We start from the raw sequence: 23,859 nt of genomic DNA, 5'->3' as shown, positions 1-23,859 counted from the left end.
GGGCACTAAATTTTTGTCGCCGCCATTCGTCTGCATGGATATGCGGTACGCCAGCCCCCATCCTCTTCCCGCCACGACATCCGCGCCGATGTGCCGCACCGCCTGATCCCATCCCTGGTCCCCCTGTATGCCGCCGGCCTGGGGCGCCATGCGCGCCGCGTGGTCCTGCACATCGGCGCCGGGCACGGGTCGGGCGCCGACGGCGTGCCCGGGACGGCGAGCGGGCCCACCCTGGCCCGGATCCTGGCCGACCCGCATGCCCTGCCCCGCCTGCTGGACGCCCAGGCCCGCCATTTCGGCAGCACGGACCGGATGGCGGTCGCCGCGGTGTGGAGCCTGAGGTATTTCGAGCACCTGGTCCCGCCGGTCGCCGCGGCGGCGAGCGTGCTGGGCCGCGTGCTGCCGGTCGGCGCGGCCGAGATTTCGCCCCGCTGGTCGCGTGATGGCGCGGCCTGGCGCTTTGCCGTCCCGCACGACGGCACGCCCCTGCCCGGCGCGCCCACGCTGCGGCGCTACGCGTTACTGCTGGACCAGCACGTGCATCCGCTGGTCGAGGCCCTGGCCGTCCATGCACGCCTGCCGCGCGGCATCGCCTGGGGCAACGTCGCACGCTTCCTGGACATGACGCTGTCGCGGCTGGGCCAGGCCATGCCCGGCATCGCCGCCATCGGCCTGGACCGTCGCCAGCTGCTGGACGCGCCGCACTTCGGCGACGGCACGCCCAACCCGCTCTACCGCCCCGTGCGCCACGCCACGCGGGACGACGGCGCACGCATTACGCTGCTGCGCCGCTGCTGCCTGTATTACCGCCTGCCCGGCCACGGCTACTGCGACGCCTGCCCTCTGGCGCCTTGCAATCGCCGGACCTCCGCCGGCGTGCCGGACTGAACACGGACTAGACACGGACTAAACAGAAACCTTTCTCATTCGTCTCCAGAGAGTACATGCCCGGGCCGGCGCGCCGGGCGGCGACCCCCTACGCAGGAAGCGCATCGATGGAGCAGATCAGGGATCAGGCAGGAACGCCGCGGCTGGCATGGCCCGCGCCGGGCAGCGCCGCGCCGTCCTTCGACCAGATGCTCGCCGCCGCGGAAACTGCTTTCGCGCGCAATCCGCTGGCCGACGCCGTGACGCTGGACGCACCGCCCCCCTACCTGGAACGCCTGCGCCTGCAAGGCCTGCTGGACACGACGAGCGCCACGCCGCGCCTGACCGCCGCCGCGTTCTACCAGTACGCCCCGATATGGCTGGGCGATCGCCCGCTCCAGCCGTTTCCCCTGCGCTACACGATGTCCCAGGGCTACCGCCATCCGCTGCGGCCGCCCAAACCGACGGGCGTGGTGTATCGGCGGCACATCCCCTGGCTGGACGCGACGCTGTCGCTGCGCGCCGCCAGCGCCGACCTGGACGCCGCCCGGCTGAACCGCTGGATGAACGATCCGCACGTGGCGGCCTTCTGGCAGGAAGAAGGCGACCTGGAAAAACACCGCGACTACCTGCTCCGTGGCGCCGAGGACCCGCACACGCTGGCCTTGATCGCCTGCCTGGACAACGTGCCTTTCGGCTACTTCGAAACCTATTGGGCCAAGGAAGACCGCATCGCGCCCTTCTGCGACGCGCGCGACCACGACCGCGGCTGGCATGTGCTGATCGGCGAGCCGGCGTTCCGCGGGGCGCGCTACGTGGCGGCCTGGCTGCCGTCGATTTCCCATTACCTGTTCCTGGACGATGCGCGTACCCAGCGCCTCGTCATCGAACCGCGCATCGACAACACGCGCATGCTGCGCAACCTGGCGCGCAGCGGCTATGCATTGGAAAAGGCCTTCGATTTTCCGCACAAGCGCGCGATGCTGGGCACGCTATCGCGCGAACGGTTCTTCGCGGAACGTTTCTGGATACCCAGGGGACCGGCCGGCGAATGCGTCGCCGCGCCGGCTAGCTGAACGGGACGATATGCACGTACACGATCTGATCGGTATCGGTTTCGGACCTTCGAACATCGCGCTGGCCATCGCGCTGGAAGAGCATCATGGACGCGGCGCGCCGGTCCGCGCCTACGCCGGGCCACCGCCAGGCGCGTCGCCGGACGGGCCGCTGTTCATCGAGAAGCAGCCGCGCTTCGCCTGGCATCCCGACATGATGCTGGAAGGCGCGCACATGCAGATCTCTTTCCTGAAGGACCTGGTGACGCTGCGCAACCCGGCCAGCCGCTATTCCTTCCTGAGCTATCTGCACGACAAGGGCCGCCTGCAGGACTTCATCAACCTGAAGACCTTCTTTCCCAGCCGCCAGGAGTTCAACGACTACCTGGCCTGGGCCGCCGGCCACTTCGACCATTGCTGCGCCTACGGCGAGCAGGTGCTGGACGTACAGCCCGAGTCCGCCCACGGCATTGTCGAGCTGCTGCGCGTGCGCTCGCTGGACGCCGACGGCCGGCCGCGCGAGCGCCTGGCGCGCAATCTGGTGATCAGCGTGGGGGGACGCGCGCACATACCGGAGGCCTTCACCGCCGCGCTGGGGAATGCGCGCGTGTTCCACACCAGCGGCTACCTATCCGGGCTGGCCCGGCAGCCGCGGCTGGGCCGCATCGCGGTCGTGGGCGCCGGCCAGAGCGCGGCGGAAATCTTCATGCACCTGCACGAGCATCCGGCGCGGCCGTGCGTGGACATGCTGATACGCGGCCACACCATACGCCCGTCCGACGACAGTCCCTTCGTCAATGAAGTGTTCAACGCGGAACACACGGACTATCTGTACACGCGGCCGGATGCGGACCGCGCCGCCCTGCTGGCGCAGACCCGGCACACCAATTACGCCGCGCCGGACCTGGAATTGATCGAGCGCATCTATGAAGTGCTCTACCAGCAGAAGGTGTGCCACGACGCTCGCCATCGCCTGCTGCGGCGGCGCGAAGTGGCGGCCGTGCAGGCCGATGATGGCGGCGTTTCCCTGGTGTTGCGCGACCTGGACGACGGCACGCGCGACACGCTGCGCTACGACGCCGTGGTGCTGGCCACCGGCTACGAACGCGACCAGCACCGGCAGCTGCTGGCGCCGCTGGACGAGTACCTGCACGGTTATGCGCCTGACCGCCAATACCGTCTGCGCGGCGATGAAAGGCTGCGTCCGGCCATCTACGTGCAAGGCGGCAGCGAAGCCACGCACGGGATCAGCGACAGCCTGCTTTCCATCCTGGCGATCCGTTCCTGGGAGATCGGCGCGGCCCTGCGGCGCTCGGATGCCGCGCCGGCCGCCGGACACCCGCGCGCGGCGCGCGCCGCGTTGACCTCCTGACAGATAGCGCGAGGCACAGACCATGGCTTATTCCCATACGGCGGTAGCGGCGGAAACCGAACTGGCGCGGCGCCACGATCCCCTGGCGCGGCCGTACCAGCTGGGCGACAACGCCCTGCTGCGCTACCAGGCCGGCCGCGAGTCCAATGCGCGCAGTTATCCGCGGCGGCTGCCGCTGGCGCTGCGGCGCGCCAAGGGCATCTACGTGGAGGACGTGGAAGGCCGCGTGTTCATCGACTGCCTGGCCGGCGCCGGCGCGCTGGCGCTCGGACACAACCATCCAGCCGTGCTGGAGGCTATCCACCAGGCGCTGCGCGACGATGCGCCCATGCTGACGCTGGACCTGACCACGCCGGTGAAAGACCGCTTCATGCGCGACCTGTTCGATACGCTGCCGCCCGCCTTCGCCCGCGACGCCCGCGTGCAGTTCTGCGGGCCAGCCGGCACCGACGCCGTGGAGGCGGCGCTGAAGCTGGTCAAGAGCGCGACGGGACGCGCGGACGTCCTGGCGTTCCAGGGCGCGTATCACGGCATGACGCAAGGCGCGCTCCAGCTGATGGGCAATGTGCAGCCCAAGCGTTCCCTGAACACGCCCCTGGCCGGGGTGCAGTTCCTGCCCTATCCCTACGACTACCGCTGCCCGTTCGGATTGCGCGGCGACGCCGGCGTGCGGGCCGGCCTGAACTACATCGGCTCGGTGCTGAACGATCCGGAAGGCGGCGTGCCCCGGCCGGCCGGCATGATCCTGGAAGCCGTGCAAGGCGAAGGCGGTGTCATCCCGGCCCCGGCGTCATGGCTGCAAGGCGTGCGCGCGCTGACGGCGGCCGCGGACGTGCCCCTGATCGTCGACGAAATCCAGAGCGGCTTCGGCCGCACGGGCAAGACCTTCGCTTTCGAGCATGCGGACATCGTGCCGGACGCCGTCGTGCTGTCCAAGGCAATAGGCGGCGGCTTGCCGCTGGCGGTGGTCGTCTATCGCAAGGAGCTGGACCTGTGGAGCGGCGGCACGCACGCGGGGACGTTCCGCGGCAACCAGCTGGCGATGGCGGCGGGATCGGCCACCATGCGGGTGCTGCGCGCGGAACCGCTGGCCGAGCATGCGGCCGCCATGGGGTTGCGCCTGCTGGGCCTGCTGCGGCAGTTGCAGCGCGACGTGCCGCAGATCGGCGACGTGCGCGGATGCGGCCTGATGGTGGGCGTGGAGCTGGTGCGGCCCGATACGGAGGCGCGCGGCCGGAGGGCGGACGTCGCCGTAGGCCCGGTGGATACCGTCGACGCGGCGGAGGCGGCTGCTTCCGGTCTTGGCGCGACGCTGCGGGCGGCGCCTCCCGCGCATCCCACGCTGGCCGGCGCGGTGCAGGCGGAATGCCTGCGGCGCGGGCTGATCGTCGAGCTGGGCGGCCGGCACGGCAGCGTGGTGCGCTTCCTGCCGCCGCTGATCATCTCCGAAGCCCAGATCGACCGGGTCTTCGACATCTTTTCCCTGTCCGTACGCGCGGCGCTGTCGGCGCCGGCGAACGTGATGGGCACACCGGCCCCGGCGCACATCGCCGCCGGGCCGCCGGCACTCGCTCCCGCGGTCTGACGCCGGCTCCGCCGGCAAGTCCAGGGGATTTTCCACACGACGACAATCATGAAAAAACAAAACAAGACGCTGCTGACCGGGGTTCTTTCCTTTCCTTTTCGACGACCGCTGCTAAGTACCTCCCTGCTGCTGGGACTGGGCGCGACGACCGTCCAGGCACAACAGGCTCAACAGACACGGCAGCCACCACAGGCAACGGGGGCGCAGCAGGCGCCGGCCACGCCGGCGACCGCCACGCTGCCGGTGGTCAACGTCACCGGTTCGGCGCAGAATCCGGTGACCGGTCCGACCAGCGGCTACGTGGCGACCGACTCGATGACGGGCTCGAAGACCAACACGCCGCTGAGCGAGATTCCGCAGTCCATATCGGTCGTGACCCAGCAGGAGATGCGCGACCGCAATGACCTGAGCGTCGCCCAGGCCGTGCAGTACGTGCCGGGCGTGCAGGTCAACAACTTCGGCGGCAACGACGTCCGCAATGACTGGATCGTGCTGCGCGGCTTCGACGCCAAGATCAGCGGCGACTATCGCGACGGCCTGAGCCAGATGCCGTACGACCAGATCCGCATGCGCATGGATCCCTATGCGCTGGAGCGCATCGACGTGATCCGCGGCCCGTCGTCGGTGCTGTATGGCCAGGTGGCGCCGGGCGGCATCGTCAACCGCGTGACCAAACGTCCGACGGCCGAACCCTTCGGCGACATCGGCATCCAGTTCGGCAGCTGGGACCGCCAGCAGGCGCAGTTCGACCTGGGCGGCCCCATCGACAAGGACGGCAAGTACCTGTACCGCCTGACCGGCATCTGGCGCGACGCGGGTACGCAGGACAAATACGGGTCCGGCCATCGCTACCCCGACGACCTGGGCTATATCGCGCCGGCCTTCACCTGGCAGCCGGATGCCGACACGTCGTTCACGCTGCTGACGAACTGGCAGCACGATCGCACCGGCGGCGAATCGCGGCCGGTCTATCCCACGCACACGCTGGTGGGCGACTACGACTTCAACAAGTACGATCGCGAGCAGTACTCGATCGGCTACCAGTTCTCGCATCGCTTCAATTCGTTGCTGACCGTGCGCCAGAACGCCCGCTACCAGAAGGGCTGGCTGGACCAGCGCGACCTGTACGCGCTGCGCATGCTGCCTGACGGCCATACGATCAGCCGCTACGCCCTGGCGTCCAAGGAAAGCGCGGACAGCTTCGTGGTGGACAACCAGGCGGAATGGAAATTCCAGACCGGTCCCGCCGCCCACACGCTGCTGACGGGCATCGATTACCAGTTCCTGGACGGCCAGCAGCACTACCGCCAGGGCACGGCGCCCACGCTGGACCTGGACAATCCGCAGTACGGGCTGAATATCCCGTATCCGTCGGATGCCGGCAGCATCATCGACCTGAAGCAGGTCAGCCGCCAGATGGGCCTGTACGTGCAGGACCAGGTCAAGCTCGACAAGTGGATCCTGACGCTGGGCGGCCGGCAGGACTGGGCGCGCAGCAACAGCCAGGACAGGCTGGCCGGCGACGCCACGCGGCAGGACGACGATGCGTTCACCGGCCGCGCGGGGCTGGGCTACCAGTTCGACAACGGCGTCACGCCCTACGTCAGCTACAGCACGTCTTTCCTGCCGCAGGCGGGCGCGGCCAAGGACAGCACGCCGTTCCGGCCGACCAAGGGCGAGCAGTATGAAGTGGGCGTCAAGTACCAGCCGCCGGGCGGCAACAGCTATGTGGCCGTGGCGGTATACGACCTGACCCAGAAAAACGTGTTGACCACCGACCCGACGGACGTCAACTTCAGCGTGCAGACCGGCAAGATCCGCTCGCGCGGCATCGAACTGGAAGGCAAGGCCAACCTGACGCGCAACCTGGACCTGCTGGCTTCCTATACCTTCAACGATATCCGGGTGAAGAGCAGCAACAACCCGGCCGAGGAAGGCAACATCCCCATCGTGACGCCGGAGCACATGGCATCGGCCTGGCTGAACTACACGCTGCCCTCCGGCCTGCTGCGCGGGCTGGGGATGGGCGCGGGCGTGCGGTACATCGGCAAGACCTACGCCGACGTCGCCAACACCATCACCAACGACGACGCGGTGCTGTTCGATGCCGGCCTGCACTACGAGATCCGCGGCTGGCGGCTGGGGCTGAACGTCATCAACCTGTTCAACAAGGAGACCATCGTATGCCGCAACAACACGCTGAACTGCCGCTACGGGCAGGAGCGCACGTTCGTCGGCACCTTGTCGTACAGCTGGTAGCGTGAGCATGCTGCAGCCCGACCTGGCGGCCTTCCTGGAAATGGTGGCGGCGGGCGGGGGCCGCCCCATGCACACGTGCACGCCGGCCCAGGCGCGGGCGGACTACGACGCCGCCACGCCCATGCTGGATACGCCCGGGTCGCCACGGGTCGACACCCGCTTGTTGAACACGGCGAGGCGGGACGGCGGCCGGCTGCCGATGCGGCTGTACCTGCCGGCCGGCGGCGGCGCCTTGCCGCTGCTGCTGTTCTTCCACGGCGGCGGTTACTGTATCGGCGGCCTGGAATCGCATGATTCCCTGTGCCGCGACCTGGCGGCGCTGACGCCGTGCGCGGTGCTGGCGGTGGATTACCGGCTGGCGCCGGAACATCGCTTTCCCGCCGCGGTGGAAGACGCCTGGGATGCCTATCGATGGGCGCTCGGCAACGCCGCGGCATTGGGATGCGATGCGTCGCGCGTGGCCGTGTGCGGCGATAGCGCGGGGGCCACGCTGGCCACCGGACTGGCGATCGCATCGCGCGATGCGGGCCTGGCGCCGCCCACGGCGCAGGTGCTGCTCTATCCCTGCACCAGCGCCGACGAGGATTTCGACACGCGCCGCCGCTATGCCACCGGCTATCTGCTGGAGGCGGAAACGCTGCGCTGGATGTACCGGCATTATCTGGGTGATGCCGGCAACCCGCGCGACTGGCGCTTCGCGCCCCTGGAATGCCAGGACCTGTCGGGGCTGGCGCCAGCCCATATCGTCCTGGCCGAATGCGACATGCTGACCGACGAAGGCCTGGCCTACGGACAACGCCTGCGCGACGCTGGCGTACGCGCCGACTGCGTGGTGTATCCGGGCATGGTGCACGATTTCGCGCGGCTGGGGAACATCGTTTCCGAAGCCATGCAGGTACGCCGCGATATCGCGGCGTGGCTGGCCGGCGCGTTCGCGCCGGCCGCGGCCCGCTAGTCCGCCGCTAATTTAGCGCCAGTCCGCCGCTTTCCCCCCCGCGGCGGAAAAGCGGCTTTCCGGCGCCGGCCGGTCATCCATCCACCGCCAGCTATGTATCCTCCTCCGCAAGCGCGGCTTCGGCGGCCGCGTCGGCGGCATCGCCGGTGTCGCACGCCATCGCCAGCGCGATGCCCAGCTGCTCGCGCAGTTCGGCGGCGCGGATGATGGCATAGTGATCCGCGTTCACCGTGCGATGGACCACGCCGGTCGCGTGGCCCAGCTGCGCGGACAGGGTCCATCGTTGCACCGGGTCGCGGTCCGCGCGCCACCAGCACCATGGACGCGCGCGCACCTTGCCGACGGGACCGGCCTCCAGCGACAGCGCCTGCAGCCGGCGCGCCACCAGGAAGATGCGGGCAAGCTCCTGCGCGCCCAAGGCCGCCTGGCCGGCGGTCGAGCCATCCAGCAGATCGCGCAAGCGTGATTCGACTGCTTCCAGCGTCGGTTCAGCCCCGTCGGCCAGGCTGGCGGCGGCGATGCGGTCGGGCGGAATATCGGGCACCATCAGCCGCGCATAGGCCGGCAGGTCCTCGCGCCAGTCGCGCAGGGGATCCCGCTCCAGTCCGCTGATGTAGGGATCCACCAGGCCCAGGAAGGCGACCGCGCGGCCTTGCGCTTCCAGGCGTTGCGTCATCATCGCCGCCAGCGTGCCGCCCAGCGACCATCCCAGCAGGTGGATGGCTCCTTGCGGCTGGGCCGCCGCCACCATGGCGCAATAGTCGTCGGCCATCTGCGACAGGGAATGGTCCAGGTGGGCGCCGTCCAGCAGCATGCGGCATGGCAGGCCGTATACCGGCTGGATGCCGTCGAACGCCCTGGCCAGCGGCTGGTAGTCGTAGAGCGTGCCCATGCCCGCATGCACGCAGAACAAGGGCGCGCGCGCGCCCTGCCCGCCGTTCAGCGGAATCGGCGCCGGGGGCTGGATAGCCTCCAGGCCCAGCAGGCCGGCGATGGTGGGCTGGCGCATCAGGTCGCGCAGCGTGAACGACAGGTCCGGATGCGCAAGCGCGCGTACGCGGCTCAACATCTTGAGGCTCAGCAGCGAATCGCCGCCCAGCTCGAAGAAGTTGTCGGTCTGTCCCACGCGGGGGACGTCCAGCACGTTTTCCCAGATGGCGGCAAGCTGGCGCGCCGCGTCGGTGGACGGCGCCACGAACTCCCGCTGCGCCGACGCGCTGGGCGCGGGCAAGGCCTGACGGTCCAGCTTGCCGCTGATCAGGCGCGGCAGTCTGGGCAGCACCGTGATGGATGCCGGAACCATGTAGTCCGGCAACCGCGCGGCGAGCTGCGTGCGCAGGCGGGCCGCCAGGGCATGGGCGCCGGGGTTGCCGGTGCTCTGCTGTCCCGCGCCGACGTAGGCGGCCAATTGCGTCCCGGACGGTCCCTGGTGCACCACGACGGCGGCCTCTTCCACGCCTGGCAGCGCCAGGATGCGCGATTCCACTTCGCCCAGTTCGATGCGGAATCCGCGGATCTTCACCTGGTTGTCGCGCCGGCCGATGTACTCCACATTGCCATCCGGCAGCCACCGCACCATATCCCCGCTGCGATACATGCGCGCGCCCGGCTCTCCGAACGGATCGGCGACAAAGCTTTCCGCCGTCAGCGCCATGCGCCCCAGATAGCCGCGCGCGACACCGTAGCCGCCGATATACAGCTCGCCGACGTGCCCGACCGGCACCGGCCGCAGGTCCGCGTCCAGCACATACAGCTGCCGCTCGCCCACCGTCTTGCCGATGGGCGCATAGGCGCAATCGAAGCCCGCGTCGGCCGGCGTCTTCCAGATCAGGGGCGTTACCACGGTCTCGGTGGGACCATAGCCGTTGATATAGCTGCGCGCCGGCAGGTGCGTGCGCACCCGCTCGTAGACCGCGCGCGGCATCGCCTCGCCGCCGAACACGTACAGGTCCATCGGCGGCGCGTTGCCATGCACTGCGGCATGTTCCGCCATCTGCGCCAGATAGGCGGGCGGGAAGGCCGCATTGGTGATGCCGTATCGGCGCAAGGCCTCCAGCGATTCCTGCGCCGTCCAAAGATCCTGGCCGCGCACCGCCAGGCGCGCGCCGGTCGTCAACGCCGTCAGCCATCGCTCATGCGCGCCGTCGAACGAGAACGACATGAACAGCAGCTCGCGCGAATCCGGCGTCATGCCATAGATGCGCGCCGTGGCCTGGCAGTGCATGGCGAGCGGACCGTGGCTGACCGCCACGCCCTTGGGCTTGCCGGTGGAGCCGGACGTGTAAATGATGTAGGCAAGGTTGTCCGGCGACAGGCGCACGCGCGGTGGGGTGGATGGCTGGCCGGTGGCAGCCGCGGCGTCGCAGGCCAGCACCGGCACGCCGATGCGCGACAGGTGGGCCGGCGCGGATGCCGCCGTCAGCAGCAGCGCCATACCGCTGTCGCGGGCGATATAGGCCAGTCGGTCCTCCGGATGATCCAGGTCCATCGGGACGTACGTACCTCCCGCCTTGAGCACCGTCAGGAAAGCCACCACGGTATCGAGCGAACGCGGCATCGCCACGCCGACACGGACTTCGGGGCCGATGCCCGCGCGCACCAGGCGATGCGCCAGGCGGTTGGCCGCCGCGTCCAGGGCGGCATAGGTGTATGCGTCGTCATCCATGACCACGGCCAGGGCGTCCGGTTGCCGCCGCGCATGCGCGGCGATCAGTTCATGGACATGGCCCCGTTCGCCGGCGGGCGGCTGGCCGGCGTCGCGGCCCCAGATCCGCAGCTGCTCCAGCGCTGCTTCGTCCAGCCAGCCCAGGCTGCCCACGGGCGCCCGCGCATCGCGCTCGATCTCGCGCAGCAGATGTTCCATCTGGCGCCGCAGGTCGAACACCATGGCCTCGGGCAGCTGCGCCGTGGCGTAGCAGTACTCCAGTTCGATCTCGTCGGTGGCGACGACCTGGATATCCATGACGTAGCCGGTCAGGCCGCCGCCCTGGCTGTCCTCGAAGCGCAGTCCGTAGCGCTCGCGGTCCTTCAGGGTGCGATCGACGGGATAGTTCTCGAACACGATGATGCTGTCGAACAGGGGCCGGCCGGAAGACCCGGCCCAGCGCTGGATGTCCGCCAGCCCGGCATGTTCGTGTTCGCGCAGCCGCAGGTTTTCCGCCTGCAGGTCGCGCAGGAAGTCGCCCACCGTCCGCGACGGCGCCGCGCGGACGGGCACCGGGATGGTGTTGATGAACAGGCCCAGGATATCTTCCACGCCGTCCAGGGCGGCGGGACGCCCCGATACCGTGGCGCCGAACACGACCGTGTCCTTGCCTGCGCAGCGCTGCAACAGCAGGCCCCAGGCTGCCTGAATCACCGTATTCAGCGTGACCCGCTGGGACTGGGCAAACCGCCGCAGGCCGGCGGTGCGCGCCGCGTCCAGGCGGGTGTAGATGCGCGCATAGCCTTCCGCGCCCGGTTGCTGGCGAGCGCCGGGGCACTGCGCCAGCAGGGTCGGCCCATCCAGCGACCGCAGCGCCTGCTGCCAGAAACGCTCGCTGGCCTGGCGATCCTGGCCCGCCAGCCAACGCACGTAGCGACCATAGGCGGGGCCGGCGGGCGGCAGCGCATCGCCCCCGTAGGCACGCAGCCACTCGCCCATCAGGCGCGACGCGCTCCAGCCGTCCAGCAGCAGGTGATGGTGCGTCCAGATCAGCTGATGGGTGTCGGCGTCCAGGCGGATCAAGGCCAGGCGGGATAGCGGCGCGCGCGCGAGATCGATGGCTTGCGCTTCGGCCGCCGCGTGGACGGCCAGTTGCTCCGCCAGATCCGGGCGGCCGCGCCAATCGAGGACACGGACGTTGGGGTCGACCTCGCGATGGACGATCTGCAAGGGACGGTCCATGCCGGCTTGCCACAGGAAGGACGTGCGCAAGGTGGGATGGCGCGCCACCATCGCCGCCCATGCGTCGGCCAGGCGCTGCGCGTCGGCGCCGTGCATGCGGACGCTGATCTGGTTCACGTAAAGGGCTTTGCCGTTTGCCTCGATCGAGTGGAAGAGCATGCCTTCCTGCGTCGGCGAAAGGGAATGGACGTCTTCGATGTCGCTGCCGGCCACCGGCGCGTCCGCTGCCTGTGGTCGTGGCGCGGCGGGGTCGTGCGCGGAGACGGGCTGGGCGTCATTCGCCAGTTCGGCGATGGTCTGGTGCTCGAATACCTGCCGGGGGGTGAGCCGCAGACCGGCCTGCCGTGCTCGCGCGACGATCTGGATGCTCAGGATGGAATCGCCGCCGACTTCGAAGTAGTTGTCGTGGCGACCGATCGGGTCGATGCCGAGGACCTCGCGCCAGATGGCGGCCAGGGCTTCTTCCGCCTGGCCCTGCGGGGGTTCGTAGGCTTGCGTAGCGGTGAATTCGGCTTGGGGGAGCGCCCGGCGGTCCAGCTTGCCGTTGGCCGTCACCGGGAGCTTGTCCAGCAGGACGAAGGCGGAAGGGACCATGTAGGCAGGCAGGTTCTGTTCCAGGGCCTGCCGTAGTGCGGTGGCGTCCAGGTCCGCTGGCGTGACGTACGCGACCAGGCGCATGCTGGCGGCGCCGGCGGCGGTGCTGGAATTACCGGCATTGCCGGCATTGCAGGCGTCCGATGGCGCGCCCGTTTGCGCCAGTACCGCCGCCTGCTGCACGCCGGGCAGCGCCTGCAGCTGCGCTTCGATTTCACCCAGCTCGATACGCTGGCCGCGCAGCTTGACCTGATGGTCCAGGCGGCCGAGGTATTCGAGCTGGCCGTCGTGATTCCAACGGGCCAGGTCGCCTGTGCGATAAAGCCTCTGGCCTGTGCCGAAGGGATCGGCGATGAAGCGATCGGCGGTCAGGCTCGGCCGGTTCAGGTAGCCTCGGCCCAGGCCTGTCCCGCCCAGGTACAACTCTCCCGCTACGCCGGGCGGGACTTCGTTCAGGTTCGCGTCCAGGACATGCGTGCGCAGGCCCGCGATCGCGCGGCCGATGGGCACGCCGGTGCCGCTGGTGTTCGCGCAATCCCAGAAGGTGACGTCGATGGCCGCTTCGGTCGGGCCGTAAAGGTTATGCAGCTCGGTCGTCGGAAACAGGGCCTGGAAGCGCGCGCACAGTTCCGCGGGCAATGCTTCACCGCTGCAGAAGACGCGGCGCAGTACCTGCCGGGCTGCGTCGAGCATGGACGCATCGCCGGCCGGCGATGATTCGCAGTGCGACACGAAGGCGTGCAGCATCGAGGGCACGAAGTGCAGCGTCGTGACGCCATGATCGACGATGCGCGCCAGCAGCCGCTCGGCGTCGCGATGCTCGCCCACGCCGGCCAGCGCCAGACGCGCGCCCGTCATCAGCGGCCAGAAGAACTCCCATACCGAGACGTCGAAGCTGAAGGGTGTCTTCTGCAGCACGACGTCGTCGGTGCCGAGGCCGTAGGCCTGCTGCATCCAGGCCAGGCGATTGCCCAGGCCGATGTGGCGATTGGCGGCGCCTTTGGGCCTGCCGGTGGAGCCGGATGTGTAGATCACGTAGCACGTCTGCTCGGCGTGCACCGGCACGTCCGGGGCATCGTCTGGTTCGCCGGACAGGTCCAGCGTGTCGACCTCCAGGAGCGCGTCGGTCCATGTCCGTACGCGATCCGACAGCCACGATTGCGTCAACACCAGCGCGGGCGCGCTGTCCTGCACCATGTAGGCCAGCCGATCATCCGGATATTCCGGATCCAGCGGCACGTAGGCCGCGCCGGTCTTGAGTACCGCCAACAGGCTCACCACCAGCGACGGATGTCGATGCGCGGCGATCGCCACGCGCTGCTCGGGGCCGACGCCCAGCGATATCAGCCGATGCGCCAGCCGGTTCGACTGCCGTTCCAGTTCCGCGTAGGTCAGGGTCAACGTGACGACGCCATCGGCGCCGGTGGCACCACCGGCGACCTCAGCGCCTGCGCCGGCCTGCGCCGTCACCGCCATGCTTACCGCGACCGCACCCGGCGTGCGGGCCGCCTGCGCCGCGATCACGGCGTGGACAGGCTGGTCCCGCCATTTTGCCAGGGCATCGACGAGCGATCCGCCGACCGTCCACGACCGCAGCGCATCGCATTCCTGGTCCGCCAGCAAGCCCAGCGTTCCCAGGCCCGCATCGCCATCGGACGCCAACAGCGACAGCGTCCGCAACAGGCGACGCCCCAGCATTTCCGCTTCCGCATCGCCGTACGACAGCCGGTCGTGACCCAGTCGCAGATACAGGTGGTCCCGATGCGAAACGACCACCGTCAACGGATAGCTGGTCTGCTCCGTCGTGGCGAGTCCGCTGAACCGTACGTCGCCGGGCAAGGGTTGGGCCAACGCCTCGTCGACCGGATAGTTTTCGAACACCAGCAGCGTGTCGAACAAGGCCTGTCCGCCCTGGCCCGCCCAGCGCTGTATTGCATAGAGCGGCGTATGCTCGTATTCGCGAGCGGCTATGTTGCCCGCCTGGAGCTCGCGCAGCCAGTCTCCGACTGTCCGCGTCGGGCGCAGATGCACCAGGACGGGCAGCGTGTTGATGTACAGGCCGAGCACGTGCTGTGCCCCCGCCAGATCGTCCGGGCGGCCCGACGTCGTCGCGCCGAACGCCACCGTGTCCTGGCCGGTGTGCAGGCTCAACACCAGCGACCAGGCGGCCTGCACCAGCGTATTGAGCGTGACGCGCTCGCGCCGCGCGCAGGCGACCAGCGATTGGGTCGTTGCCTGGTCCAGGTCCAGGCTCCAGCTGCCGTATCGGTCCTGGTCCGGCCGCATGTCCGGCGCGACCCGCGCGGCGGATGCATGGCCAGGCGCGTGGGCTTCGGCCAGCAAGGTCGGCGCTTCCAGCTGGCGCAATTGTCCGGTCCAGTAGACCTCGGTGGCCTTTGCGTCGCGGGTGGAAAGCCAGTGCAGATAGTCCTTGTAGCGTCCCGCGGCACGCGCGACCGCCCTCCCCGCGTACTCGCTCAGCACTTCTCCCAACAGTCGGGAGGTGCTCCATCCGTCCAGCAGCAGATGATGGTGGGTCCAGATGAAATGGTGCGTGCCGTCGTTCACGCGCACCAGCATGCAACGCATCAAGGGCGGGCTCGCGAGGTCGAAGCCGGCCGCGCGTTGGGCGGCGGCCAAGGCGTCGAGTTGCGCGGCCACGTCGTTGGCGCCGCGCAGTGTCACCTGTTCGAATGGCAGCCGGGCCTGGCGGGCGACCCATTGCAAGGGCGCGCCGGCCCTGGCGATGAAGCCGGTGCGCAGCACGTCGTGGCGGGCCACGGCGGCTTCCCAGGCGGACTGGAAGCGCCTTGCATCCAGGCCGCGCACGTCGACGCGCAGCTGGTTGATGTAGGGTTGGCTGGCAGCGACCGCCGGGATGGCGGCGGCCGATGTGGCGACGGGCGATGTGGCGGCGGCCGTCGGCGTCGCCGTATCCATAGCGGTGGACGTGGCAGTGGCGGTGGTGGCGTCGCGTTCATAGACGGCATGGAACAGCATGCCGGCCTGCATGGGCGTGACCGGGTAGATGTCCTGCCATTGGGTGACCGGCGCGGGAATGGGCAGCGCGTCCAGTTCGGCCTGCGTCAGCCGCGCCAGCGGGAAATCGGAAGGCGTGACGCCCTGCGCGCCGCTGGTGCAATGCGCGATCACGGCCGACAGCGCCTGTGTCCAGCAGGCGGCCAGGTCGCGCATGGTCGCTTCGGCCCACTGCCCGCCGCTATAGCCCAGGTCCAGCGTCAGGCGGCCGTCATAGACGCGGCCGTTGATAGCCAGCGCGTGTGACAAGGATGCGCTGTCCAGTTGGCCGGCGCCTACGTCTTCGGCGGCGACACGCCAGTCGCCGCCCGTGCCGACGCCGGCGTCGAACTGGCCCAGGTAGTTGAAGAGGATGGAGGCCTGGGGCGCATTTGCCAGTGCGTCGCGGACGGATGGGTCGCCCCATTGTTTCAGGACGCCATGGCCTATGCCGTTGCGGGGAATGGCGCGCAGTTGTTCCTTGGTGCGGCGGATCAGCTGTTCCGGTTCGCCGTCCGTGTCCAGGACGACCGGGTAGATGCTGGTAAACCAGCCCACCGTGCGCGAGACGTCGGGCGCGTCAGCGTGCGTCACGGTGTCGTCGTGCGGCGATTCGGCACCGTGCGGCGACTCGGCACCATGCGGTGGTTCGGCATCGCGCGGCGGCGCGGGAGACTCAGCTCCGCTTTCGCGGCCATGGCCTTCCAGGTCGATGCGGACCGCGCGCACGCCGCGCCAGTGCCTCAGGGCGGAGGCGAGCGAGGCCAGCAACAGGTCGTTGACCTGCGTTCGGTAGGCGGCGGGCGCCTGCCGCAGCAGGGCCTGCGTCTGTTCGCGCGTCAGGCTGATCTCGACGCGTCGTTGGTCGCGTAGGCGCGCGGCGCCGCCGGTGTGGTCCGGTGACGGGAAATCGCCGGCTGGCTGCTCCAGCCAGTACTGCGCGTCGGGCGCGTGCGCGGCGGCTTGCCCGCGCAGATAGCGCGCCCAGGCGCCATAGCTGGCGGTGCGCGCGGGCAGTGTCGGCGCCAACGTGGGAGTGGGAGTGGGCGTGGCCGTCGGCGTCGGCGTGGACGTGGACGTGGACGTCAACTGCAGCGCCTGTTCGTAGGCCAGCCGCAGGTCTTCCAGCAGAATGCGCCAGGACACGCCATCGATGGCCAGATGGTGGACCACCAGCAACAGGCGCCAGCTCCCGTCCGCCACGCTTATGCGCACGGCGCGCAGCAGCGGGCCGTTGCCGATATCCAGGCTGGCCTGCGCCCGCGCGCAGTGCGCTTCGATCTCAGCGGCGTCGCGCGCGCTCAGGTCCCAGAGCATGTCATGCGCTTGCGTATCCAGTGCATCGGCTTGCACGTACCGTTGCGCCCAACGGCCGTCCGCATCGCGCCGGTAGCGCAGCCGCAACGCATCGTGGTGCGCCACCACGGCCGCGAGCGCGATGCGCAGCGCGGCGATGTCGATCTCCGCATCGCTGCGCAGCAAGACCGCCTGGTTCCAGTGATTATGCGTGGCCAGCGGCTGTTCCAGGAACGAAGCCTGGATGGGCAGCAGTGGCACCTCCTGACCTGGGGCGGTGTCGTCCGCGATGTCTTCCTGGCCGGCAGAATCAACGGACGCGCCGTCGGCAAGCGGGCCGGCCGCGCCGCGCCGATGGATGCGTTCCTCCTGCCCGCCCAGCCGCACCGCCAGTTCCGCCAGGGCCGCGATGCTCTGGCGTTCGAACATCTGCCGCGGCGTGATGCGCCAGCCCTTCTGCCGCAGCCGCGCCACGATCTGCAGGCTCAGAATCGAATCGCCGCCGATTTCGAAGAAGTTGTCGTGCCGACCAAGCCGGTCGATGCCCAGCACCTTGCACCAGGTTTCGGCAAGGGCTTCCTCCACCGGCCCTCGCGGCGCCTCGTGTTCCTGGCCGGACTCGAAGCGTGCCTGGGGCAGCGCCTTGCGATCCAGCTTGCCGTTGGCCGTGATGGGCAAGGTGTCCAGCGCGACGATCGCGGCCGGCACCATGTATGCCGGCAGGCCGCGCTCCAATGCCTGGCGCAGCATGGCGGGGTCCAGGTTCGCCGGCGTCACATACGCAACCAGCCGCGCATGGTCCCTGCCCTGGCCTTCCGCGCCGGCTTGCGCCAGCACCGCGGCCTGCCTGACGCCGGGTTGCGCCAGCAACCGAGCTTCGATCTCGCCCAGTTCGATACGAAAGCCACGGATTTTCACCTGTTGGTCCAGCCGGCCCAGGTATTCCAGCTGGCCGTCGTGCGTCCAGCGCGCCATGTCGCCGGTGCGATACAGCCGCTCGCCCTTGCCGTCGGGATGCGCGACGAAGCGTTCCGCCGTCAGGCCCGGACGGTCCAAGTAGCCGCGCGCCAGACCGGCGCCACTGACATGAAGTTCACCCGGCACGCCGATGGGTGCCGGCGCCATTTCCGCATCCAGTACGAACAGGCCCAGGTCCGGAATGCCTATCCCGATGGGGCTGCTGCCGGTATCCGCATCGGCCAGCGTGATCGGCCGATACGTGACGTGCACCGTGGTCTCGGTAATGCCGTACATGTTGACCAGCCGGGGCGACTGGTCGCCGAAAGCGGACATCCATGGCAGCAAGGCGCGCGGCTCCAGCGCCTCGCCGCCGAAGATCACCACGCGCAGCGCCAGGCCATGGCCGTCGGCGCGGCCGTGCAGCCCTGGCGCCCGCATCAGCTGCTGGAACGCCGAAGGCGTCTGGTTGAGGACGGTCACGCCTTGCGCGCGCAGCAGTTCGAGGAATTCGTCGGGCGAGCGGCTGACGTCGTGCGGCACGACGACCAGCTTGCCGCCGGTGCACAGGGCGCCGAATATCTCCCATACGGAGAAGTCGAAGGCGTAGGAGTGGAATAGCGTCCAGACGTCGCCCGGGCCGAAGCCGAACCACGGTTCGGTGGCCGACAGCAGCCGGCGCACCTGGCCGTGGCACAGCTGCGCGCCCTTGGGACGGCCGGTGGAGCCCGACGTGTAGATGACGTAGGCAAGATTGGCGTCGTCGACGACGACGTCCGGGTCATCGATGGCGGCGTCATCCGCCGCGCCCATGGCGCGCGCGTCCGCGCCAGTCCGGTCGAAGCGCACCACCTGCGCGCCCGCCGGCATGGCGTCCGCCAGCCATGCCATTCCCGGCGCCAGCTCCGCCTGCAGCATCAGATGCGTCATGCCGCTGTCGCGCGCGGTATAGCGCAACCGTTCTTCCGGATAGTCGGGGTCCAGCGGGACATAGGCCCCGCCGGCTTTCAGGATGGCCAGCATGGCCACCACCATGCCGGCGGAACGCTGCGCCGCCAGGCCGACGCGGACTTCCGGGCCGACGCCCGCGGCGATCAACCGATGCGCGAGTCGATTGGCGCGTGCATTCAGCGTCGCATAATCCAGGACGTCATCGCCGCAGGCCAGCGCGGGCGCATGCGGATGGCGGCGCACGGCCGCCTCGAAATGGCGATGGATGCCCGACGGCATCGCATCCGGACCCGCGGCTTCCCCACGCCGGCCGCCCCAGCGCGCCAGTTGCCGAAGTTCGGCATCGGCGTTCAAGGGCGCGCGCGCCACACGGACGTGGGCATCCCGCGTCATCTGCTCGAGCAGCGCCACATAATGCCGCCCCAGTTGATCGATGGTGCGCGGGTCGAACAGCTCGCTGGCATGAACGAGGTTGACGGCGATGCGGCCATCCGGCAGCTCGGCGGTATTGCACGTCAGCTCGAACTGCGCGGCCTGCCCGCCGATGGGATAGTCGGCGATTTCCAGCCCGGGCAGCGCGCGCAGCGCGCCATAGTCGGGCCGCTGGTGATTGAACATGACCTGGAACAGCGGCGTCTGGCCCACCGCCCGGTCCGGCTGCAAGGCGTCGACCAGGTGCTCGAACGGCAGGTCCTGGTGCGCCTGCGCCTGGCGCGCCGCGTCGCGGGTCGCCGCGGCGAGCTGATCCAGGGTGGTGGCCGGCGTGATCGTCGCGCGCATCACCTGCGTGTTGACGAAGAAGCCGATGATGGCCTCGGTGCCTTCGCGGTGCCGGTTGGCGATGGGGACGCCCACGCGAATGTCGGTTTCGCCGCAATAGCGGTGCAGCAGCGCCTGGAAGGCGGCCAGCAGCAGCACGTAGACCGTGGCGTCGCGCTCCCGCGCCGCCAGCCGCAGCGCCTGCGCCAGCGTCGGTGGCAGGTCGAAACCGTGGCTGCTCGCGCGATAGACGCCGTCCGCGCGGCGCGGTGCGTCGACGGGCAGATGCAGCACCGGCTGTTCGCCGGCCAGCGCGTCCATCCAGTAGGCCAGTTGCCGCCGGCCTTCGCCCTGCTCCAGCCATGCGCGCTGTCGCGTCGCGTAGTCTTGGTAGTCTCCGGGTATGTCCGGCAGGACCGGCGCCTGGCCCTGGGCGCAGGCACGATAAAGCGAGGAAAACTCGTCGACCAGGATCTGCATCGACCAGCCGTCCGACACGATGTGGTGCATCGCGATCAACAGCACATGTTCCCGATCATCCAGCGTGATCAGTCCCACCCGCAGCAAGGGGCCTGTTTCCAGGTCGAAGGGCTCGGCGATCCACGCCTGGGCTACTTCGCGCGCCCGCGACTCCCGCATGTCGGGCGGTTCGGGCCGCAGGTCGCATTCGCGGAGGATAACTGGCGCGGATTCGAGAACCTCCGGCAAGGCCAGGCCGTCGGACGTCGGCCGATAGCGTGTGCGCAGGCCGGCGTGGCGGGCCGCCAGCGCATCGAAAGCGCGCGAGACTGCTGGCAGGTCCAGCGTCCCGCGCAAGCGCATGGCGCCGCTGACGTGATACGCCGAGCTTGCCGGATCCATGCGCCAGAGAAACCATTGCCGCTGCTGCGCATGGGACATCAGCGGCTGCTGCCGCGGCGGTGCGGCCGGTTTGGCGTCGTCGGCCGCTGCCGGCGCATCGCGCGGACCAGCGGCGGCGATCGCCGCCGCCAGGGCCTGCAAGGTCTGGTGATCGAAGATCAAGCGCGGCGCGATGCGCAGGTTCTTGCGCCGCGCGCGCGCCATCACTTTGAGGCTGAGGATGGAGTCGCCACCCAGTTCGAAGAAGTTGTCCTGGCGGCCCACGCGCGGCACGCCCAGGACCTCGGCCCAGATCCCGGCCAGGGTTTCTTCCACCGGCCCGACCGGCGCGTCGTCAGGCGTGGCGTCGGCCCGCCTGGGTTCAGGCAGGGCTCGTCGATCCAGCTTGCCATTGGCGGTGCGCGGCAAGGCGAGGATGACGGTGAAAGTCGCAGGCACCATGTAGTCCGGCAGCAGCGCCGCCGCGCGGGAACGCAGCGCGGCCGCGTCCAGGCGGGCTTCCGCACCCGGGCCGGCTTCCGCATCCGGGTTGCCTTCCCCATCCGGGCCGTCTTTCGCTGCCGGGGCGGCGCGTCCGGCCGGCGTCACATAGGCATGCAGCTGCAAGCGTCCGTCGGCTTCCGCGCGCGGGACGACCGCGGCGTCGCCCACGCACTCGATGGTGCGCAACACCGCCGCCACTTCCGCGGGCTCGACACGATAGCCGCGCACTTTCACCTGATCGTCGGCGCGGCCCAGGAAGGCCAGGTTGCCATCCCGCAGGACCCTGACGCGATCGCCGGTGCGGTACATGCGTTGCGCGGGGTCATGCGGGCAAGCAAGGAAACGCTCCGCCGTCTGCCCCGGCCGCCCTTGGTAGCCGCGCGCGACGGCCGGGCCGGAGATGTACAACTCCCCTTCCGCGCCGGGCGGCACGGGATCCAGGTTTCCGTCCAGGACCCATGCGGACATGTTCGGCAAGGGGCGGCCGACGGGGACGGTGTCCCCCTGCCGCGGCGCATCCGGCGCGACGGCCAGCGTCAGGACGCCGACCGTGGTCTCGGTCGGTCCATAGTGATTGAAGACCCGGCAATCCGGCGCCAGGCCGGCGATGCGGTCGTACAGCGGCCAGCTCGTCGCCTCGCCACCCAACACCAACGCATGGCGCGGCAGGACGTCGGCGGCGCGCGCGGATTGCAGCAAGGCCTGCAGATGGCCGGGAACGATTTTCAGGACACCGACGCGGTGCTCCGCCATATAGGCGGCGAAGCCGTCTGGATCGAACGCCCGCGCGGCGGAAATCATGTGCAGCGTGCGGCCGGCGCAGAGCGCGCCGAACAGCACCGTGTGGCCCAGGTCGGCGGCGACCGTCGACACCATGGCCATGCTGTCGGCGTCGTCCGGCAAGGCCAGCCGCGCGAGCACGCCGTGCACGTAGTTGTTGAGGGCGCCGCGGCTGACGACAACGCCCTTGGGGGTGCCCGTGGAGCCGGACGTATAGATCAGATAGGCGGCCTGCGCCGGGTGCACCGGCGCGGCCATGCCCGGGTGCGCGCCGGGCTGGGCATCCGCCCGCAGGCCGATGCGTGGGACGTCGCCCAGCCAGTCCGGCGCGCGCGCCCCGTCCGCATCGCTCAACACGACTTGTGCGCCGCTATCGCGCAGGAGATGCGCCAGGCGTTCCGCCGGCAGGTCGGGATCCATCGGCACGCATGCCGCGCCGGCTTTCAGGATGGCCAGCAGGCCGATGACGAATTCGCAGCCGCGCCCGGCGTGCAGGCCCACGCGCGATTCGCGCGCCGCCCCGGCGGCGGCCAGCAGGCCGCTCAAGCGCCCCGCCGCGACGTCCAGGTCGCGATAGCTGATGGCCCGGTCCTCCGCGCGCACGGCGATGCGGTCGCCATGCGATGCCACCTGGCGATCCCAAAGCGCCAGCACGTCGCTGTCGGCATGGACTGCCTGCTCGCCGGCGATGCCCGGCCTGGCATCGGTCCGCGCCAGCATGGACAGCGGCTGGCCGGGATCGGCGGCCACCGCGTCGGCGCAGGCCGACAGCGTATCGGCGAACGCCGCCACGGTGGCGGCATCCCAGACATCGGTGGCATGGATCAGCGCGCATTCGACGCGCTCGCCGTCCACCGTATAGTCCAGGCTCAGATCGAAATGCGCATGCTCGGTGGCGGCCGGCACGCCGCGCAGCACCAGATCGCCAAGGCGGCCGTGCGCCATGGCGCTCAGCGACGCCTGCTCGGTGCACTTGACCTGGAACAAGGGATTGATCCCCGCGCCGCGCGGCACGCCCAGCTCCGACACCAGCAGGTCGTACGGGCAATCCTGGTTGGCCTGCGCATCCAGGACCGTGGTCCGCACCGCCGCCAGCAAGGCGCGGAAGTCACGCCGCGTGTCCACGCGGGTGCGCAAGACCGTCATATTGGTCAGGTACCCGATCAACCCATGCGTTTCCGCGCGCGTGCGGTCGGCAACCGGCGAACCGACCGCGATATCGTCCTGGCCGCAATAGCGCGACAGCGTCAGCTTCAGCAGGGCCAGCATGCACATGTAGAGCGAGGCACCGGCCTCGCGCGCATGGCGGCGCAGCGCGGCGACGGTCTCGGGCGCCAGCGCGAAACGGCAGGCCGCGGCCACGCCATCGCGATGCCGCGGCCGCGGGCGGTCCAAGGGCAGCCGCAGCGTCTCGGGCGCCGGATCGAGCACCGACTTCCAGTATTCCAGCTGTGCCGGCAGGCGGCTGGCCGCATACCACTCGCGTTGCCACAGGGCATAGTCGCCAAACTGGATGGGCAGCGGCGCCAGCGCGGGCGCCTGACCCGCCGCGCGTGCGGCGTAGCAACTGGCCAGGTCCTTCAGCAGGACGTCCTGCGACCAGCCATCGGCCAGGATGTGATGGACCACGATCGACAGCCAATGCGTGCGCGCACCCAGGCGGATCAGCCCGATCCGCCACGCCGGGGCGGCGGCCAGGTCGAAGGGCTGGTTGGCGAATTCGGCGGCAATGCGCCGCGCCTGCGCCTCGCGTGCTTCAGCGAGCAGGCCGGACACGTCGAACGATGCCGCGCCGGGCGCCGGCAGGAAGGTATCCGGCAACGTCTCCAGCACCTGTTGGCCGAGCTGGTCGTGATGTTCGACGAAGATCGTACGCAGCACCGCATGGCGGCCGGCCAGATCGGCCAGGGCCTGCATCAGTGCGGCGTGATCCAGTTGTCCCTCCAGCGACAGCAGGCCCGCCATGTTGTAGGCGGGCGATTGCGGGTCCAGGCGCCAGGTCAGCCACAGTCCCTGCTGGGCATACGACAGGGGATAGCGTTCGACCGAGGGAAACGGCACGATCGGCAACGTGGCGATGTCGACGCCCTGCTCCGCCAGGCGCCTCAGCAATTCCACCCGCGGCTGGGCATCCAGCCTGGCGATGCGCTGGGCGAGTTCGCGCGGATCGTATGCCATGTA

At 69.6% G+C, this 23,859-nt stretch carries 7 protein-coding genes; 6 read left to right on the top strand and 1 reads right to left on the bottom strand.

Going from position 1 to position 23,859, the window contains the following annotated elements; all coding sequences use genetic code 11:
• The first annotated feature begins 90 nt into the window (after positions 1-90).
• The 6 genes from fhuF (at position 91) to CAL26_RS11145 (ending at position 8,093) form a co-directional block, all read left to right on the top strand.
• Positions 91-888, top strand: coding sequence for a siderophore-iron reductase FhuF (fhuF, locus tag CAL26_RS11170; protein WP_094846914.1), 798 nt, complete (start codon positions 91-93; stop codon positions 886-888).
• 107 nt (positions 889-995) lie between these two features.
• The gene (locus CAL26_RS11165; protein WP_256988308.1) at positions 996-1,943 is read left to right on the top strand and encodes a GNAT family N-acetyltransferase; all 948 of its coding nucleotides are present in this window, start codon (positions 996-998) and stop codon (positions 1,941-1,943) included.
• Between the two features lie 10 nt (positions 1,944-1,953).
• Entirely contained in the window at positions 1,954-3,294 is a 1,341-nt protein-coding gene (locus CAL26_RS11160; protein ID WP_094846912.1) for a lysine N(6)-hydroxylase/L-ornithine N(5)-oxygenase family protein, read from the top strand.
• A gap of 22 nt (positions 3,295-3,316) precedes the next feature.
• Positions 3,317-4,879 carry a diaminobutyrate--2-oxoglutarate transaminase family protein gene (locus CAL26_RS11155; RefSeq protein WP_094846911.1) on the top strand — a complete coding sequence of 521 codons (1,563 nt, stop codon included), beginning with the start codon at positions 3,317-3,319 and terminating at the stop codon, positions 4,877-4,879.
• A gap of 48 nt (positions 4,880-4,927) precedes the next feature.
• Positions 4,928-7,138 (top strand): TonB-dependent siderophore receptor, encoded by a 2,211-nt coding sequence (locus CAL26_RS11150; protein ID WP_094846910.1) that lies wholly within the window; start codon positions 4,928-4,930, stop codon positions 7,136-7,138.
• 7 nt (positions 7,139-7,145) lie between these two features.
• Complete coding sequence (locus CAL26_RS11145) at positions 7,146-8,093, top strand: alpha/beta hydrolase (protein WP_094847042.1); 948 nt, start codon at positions 7,146-7,148, stop codon at positions 8,091-8,093.
• A 91-nt stretch (positions 8,094-8,184) separates the two neighbouring features.
• Here the strand turns inward: CAL26_RS11145 and CAL26_RS11140 are convergent, their stop codons facing one another.
• The gene (locus CAL26_RS11140) at positions 8,185-23,856 is read right to left on the bottom strand and encodes a non-ribosomal peptide synthetase (RefSeq protein WP_094846909.1); all 15,672 of its coding nucleotides are present in this window, start codon (positions 23,854-23,856) and stop codon (positions 8,185-8,187) included.
• Positions 23,857-23,859 lie beyond the last annotated feature (3 nt).

Origin of the sequence: Bordetella genomosp. 9 (genome assembly GCF_002261425.1) — a bacterium.
Taxonomy (GTDB): domain Bacteria; phylum Pseudomonadota; class Gammaproteobacteria; order Burkholderiales; family Burkholderiaceae_B; genus Bordetella_C.
The sequence above is the reverse complement of the archived record's forward strand: the minus strand, read 5'-3'. Positions and strand labels throughout refer to the sequence as shown.

Bases quoted from the DNA above. Each gene is read 5' to 3' on its own strand.
- CAL26_RS11160 (WP_094846912.1), top strand. From the start codon at position 1,954: ATGCACGTACACGATCTGATCGGTATCGGTTTCGGACCTTCGAACATC.
- CAL26_RS11140 (WP_094846909.1), bottom strand. From the start codon at position 23,856: ATGGCATACGATCCGCGCGAACTCGCCCAGCGCATCGCCAGGCTGGAT.
- CAL26_RS11155 (WP_094846911.1), top strand. From the start codon at position 3,317: ATGGCTTATTCCCATACGGCGGTAGCGGCGGAAACCGAACTGGCGCGG.
- CAL26_RS11165 (WP_256988308.1), top strand. From the start codon at position 996: ATGGAGCAGATCAGGGATCAGGCAGGAACGCCGCGGCTGGCATGGCCC.
- CAL26_RS11145 (WP_094847042.1), top strand. From the start codon at position 7,146: ATGCTGCAGCCCGACCTGGCGGCCTTCCTGGAAATGGTGGCGGCGGGC.
- CAL26_RS11150 (WP_094846910.1), top strand. From the start codon at position 4,928: ATGAAAAAACAAAACAAGACGCTGCTGACCGGGGTTCTTTCCTTTCCT.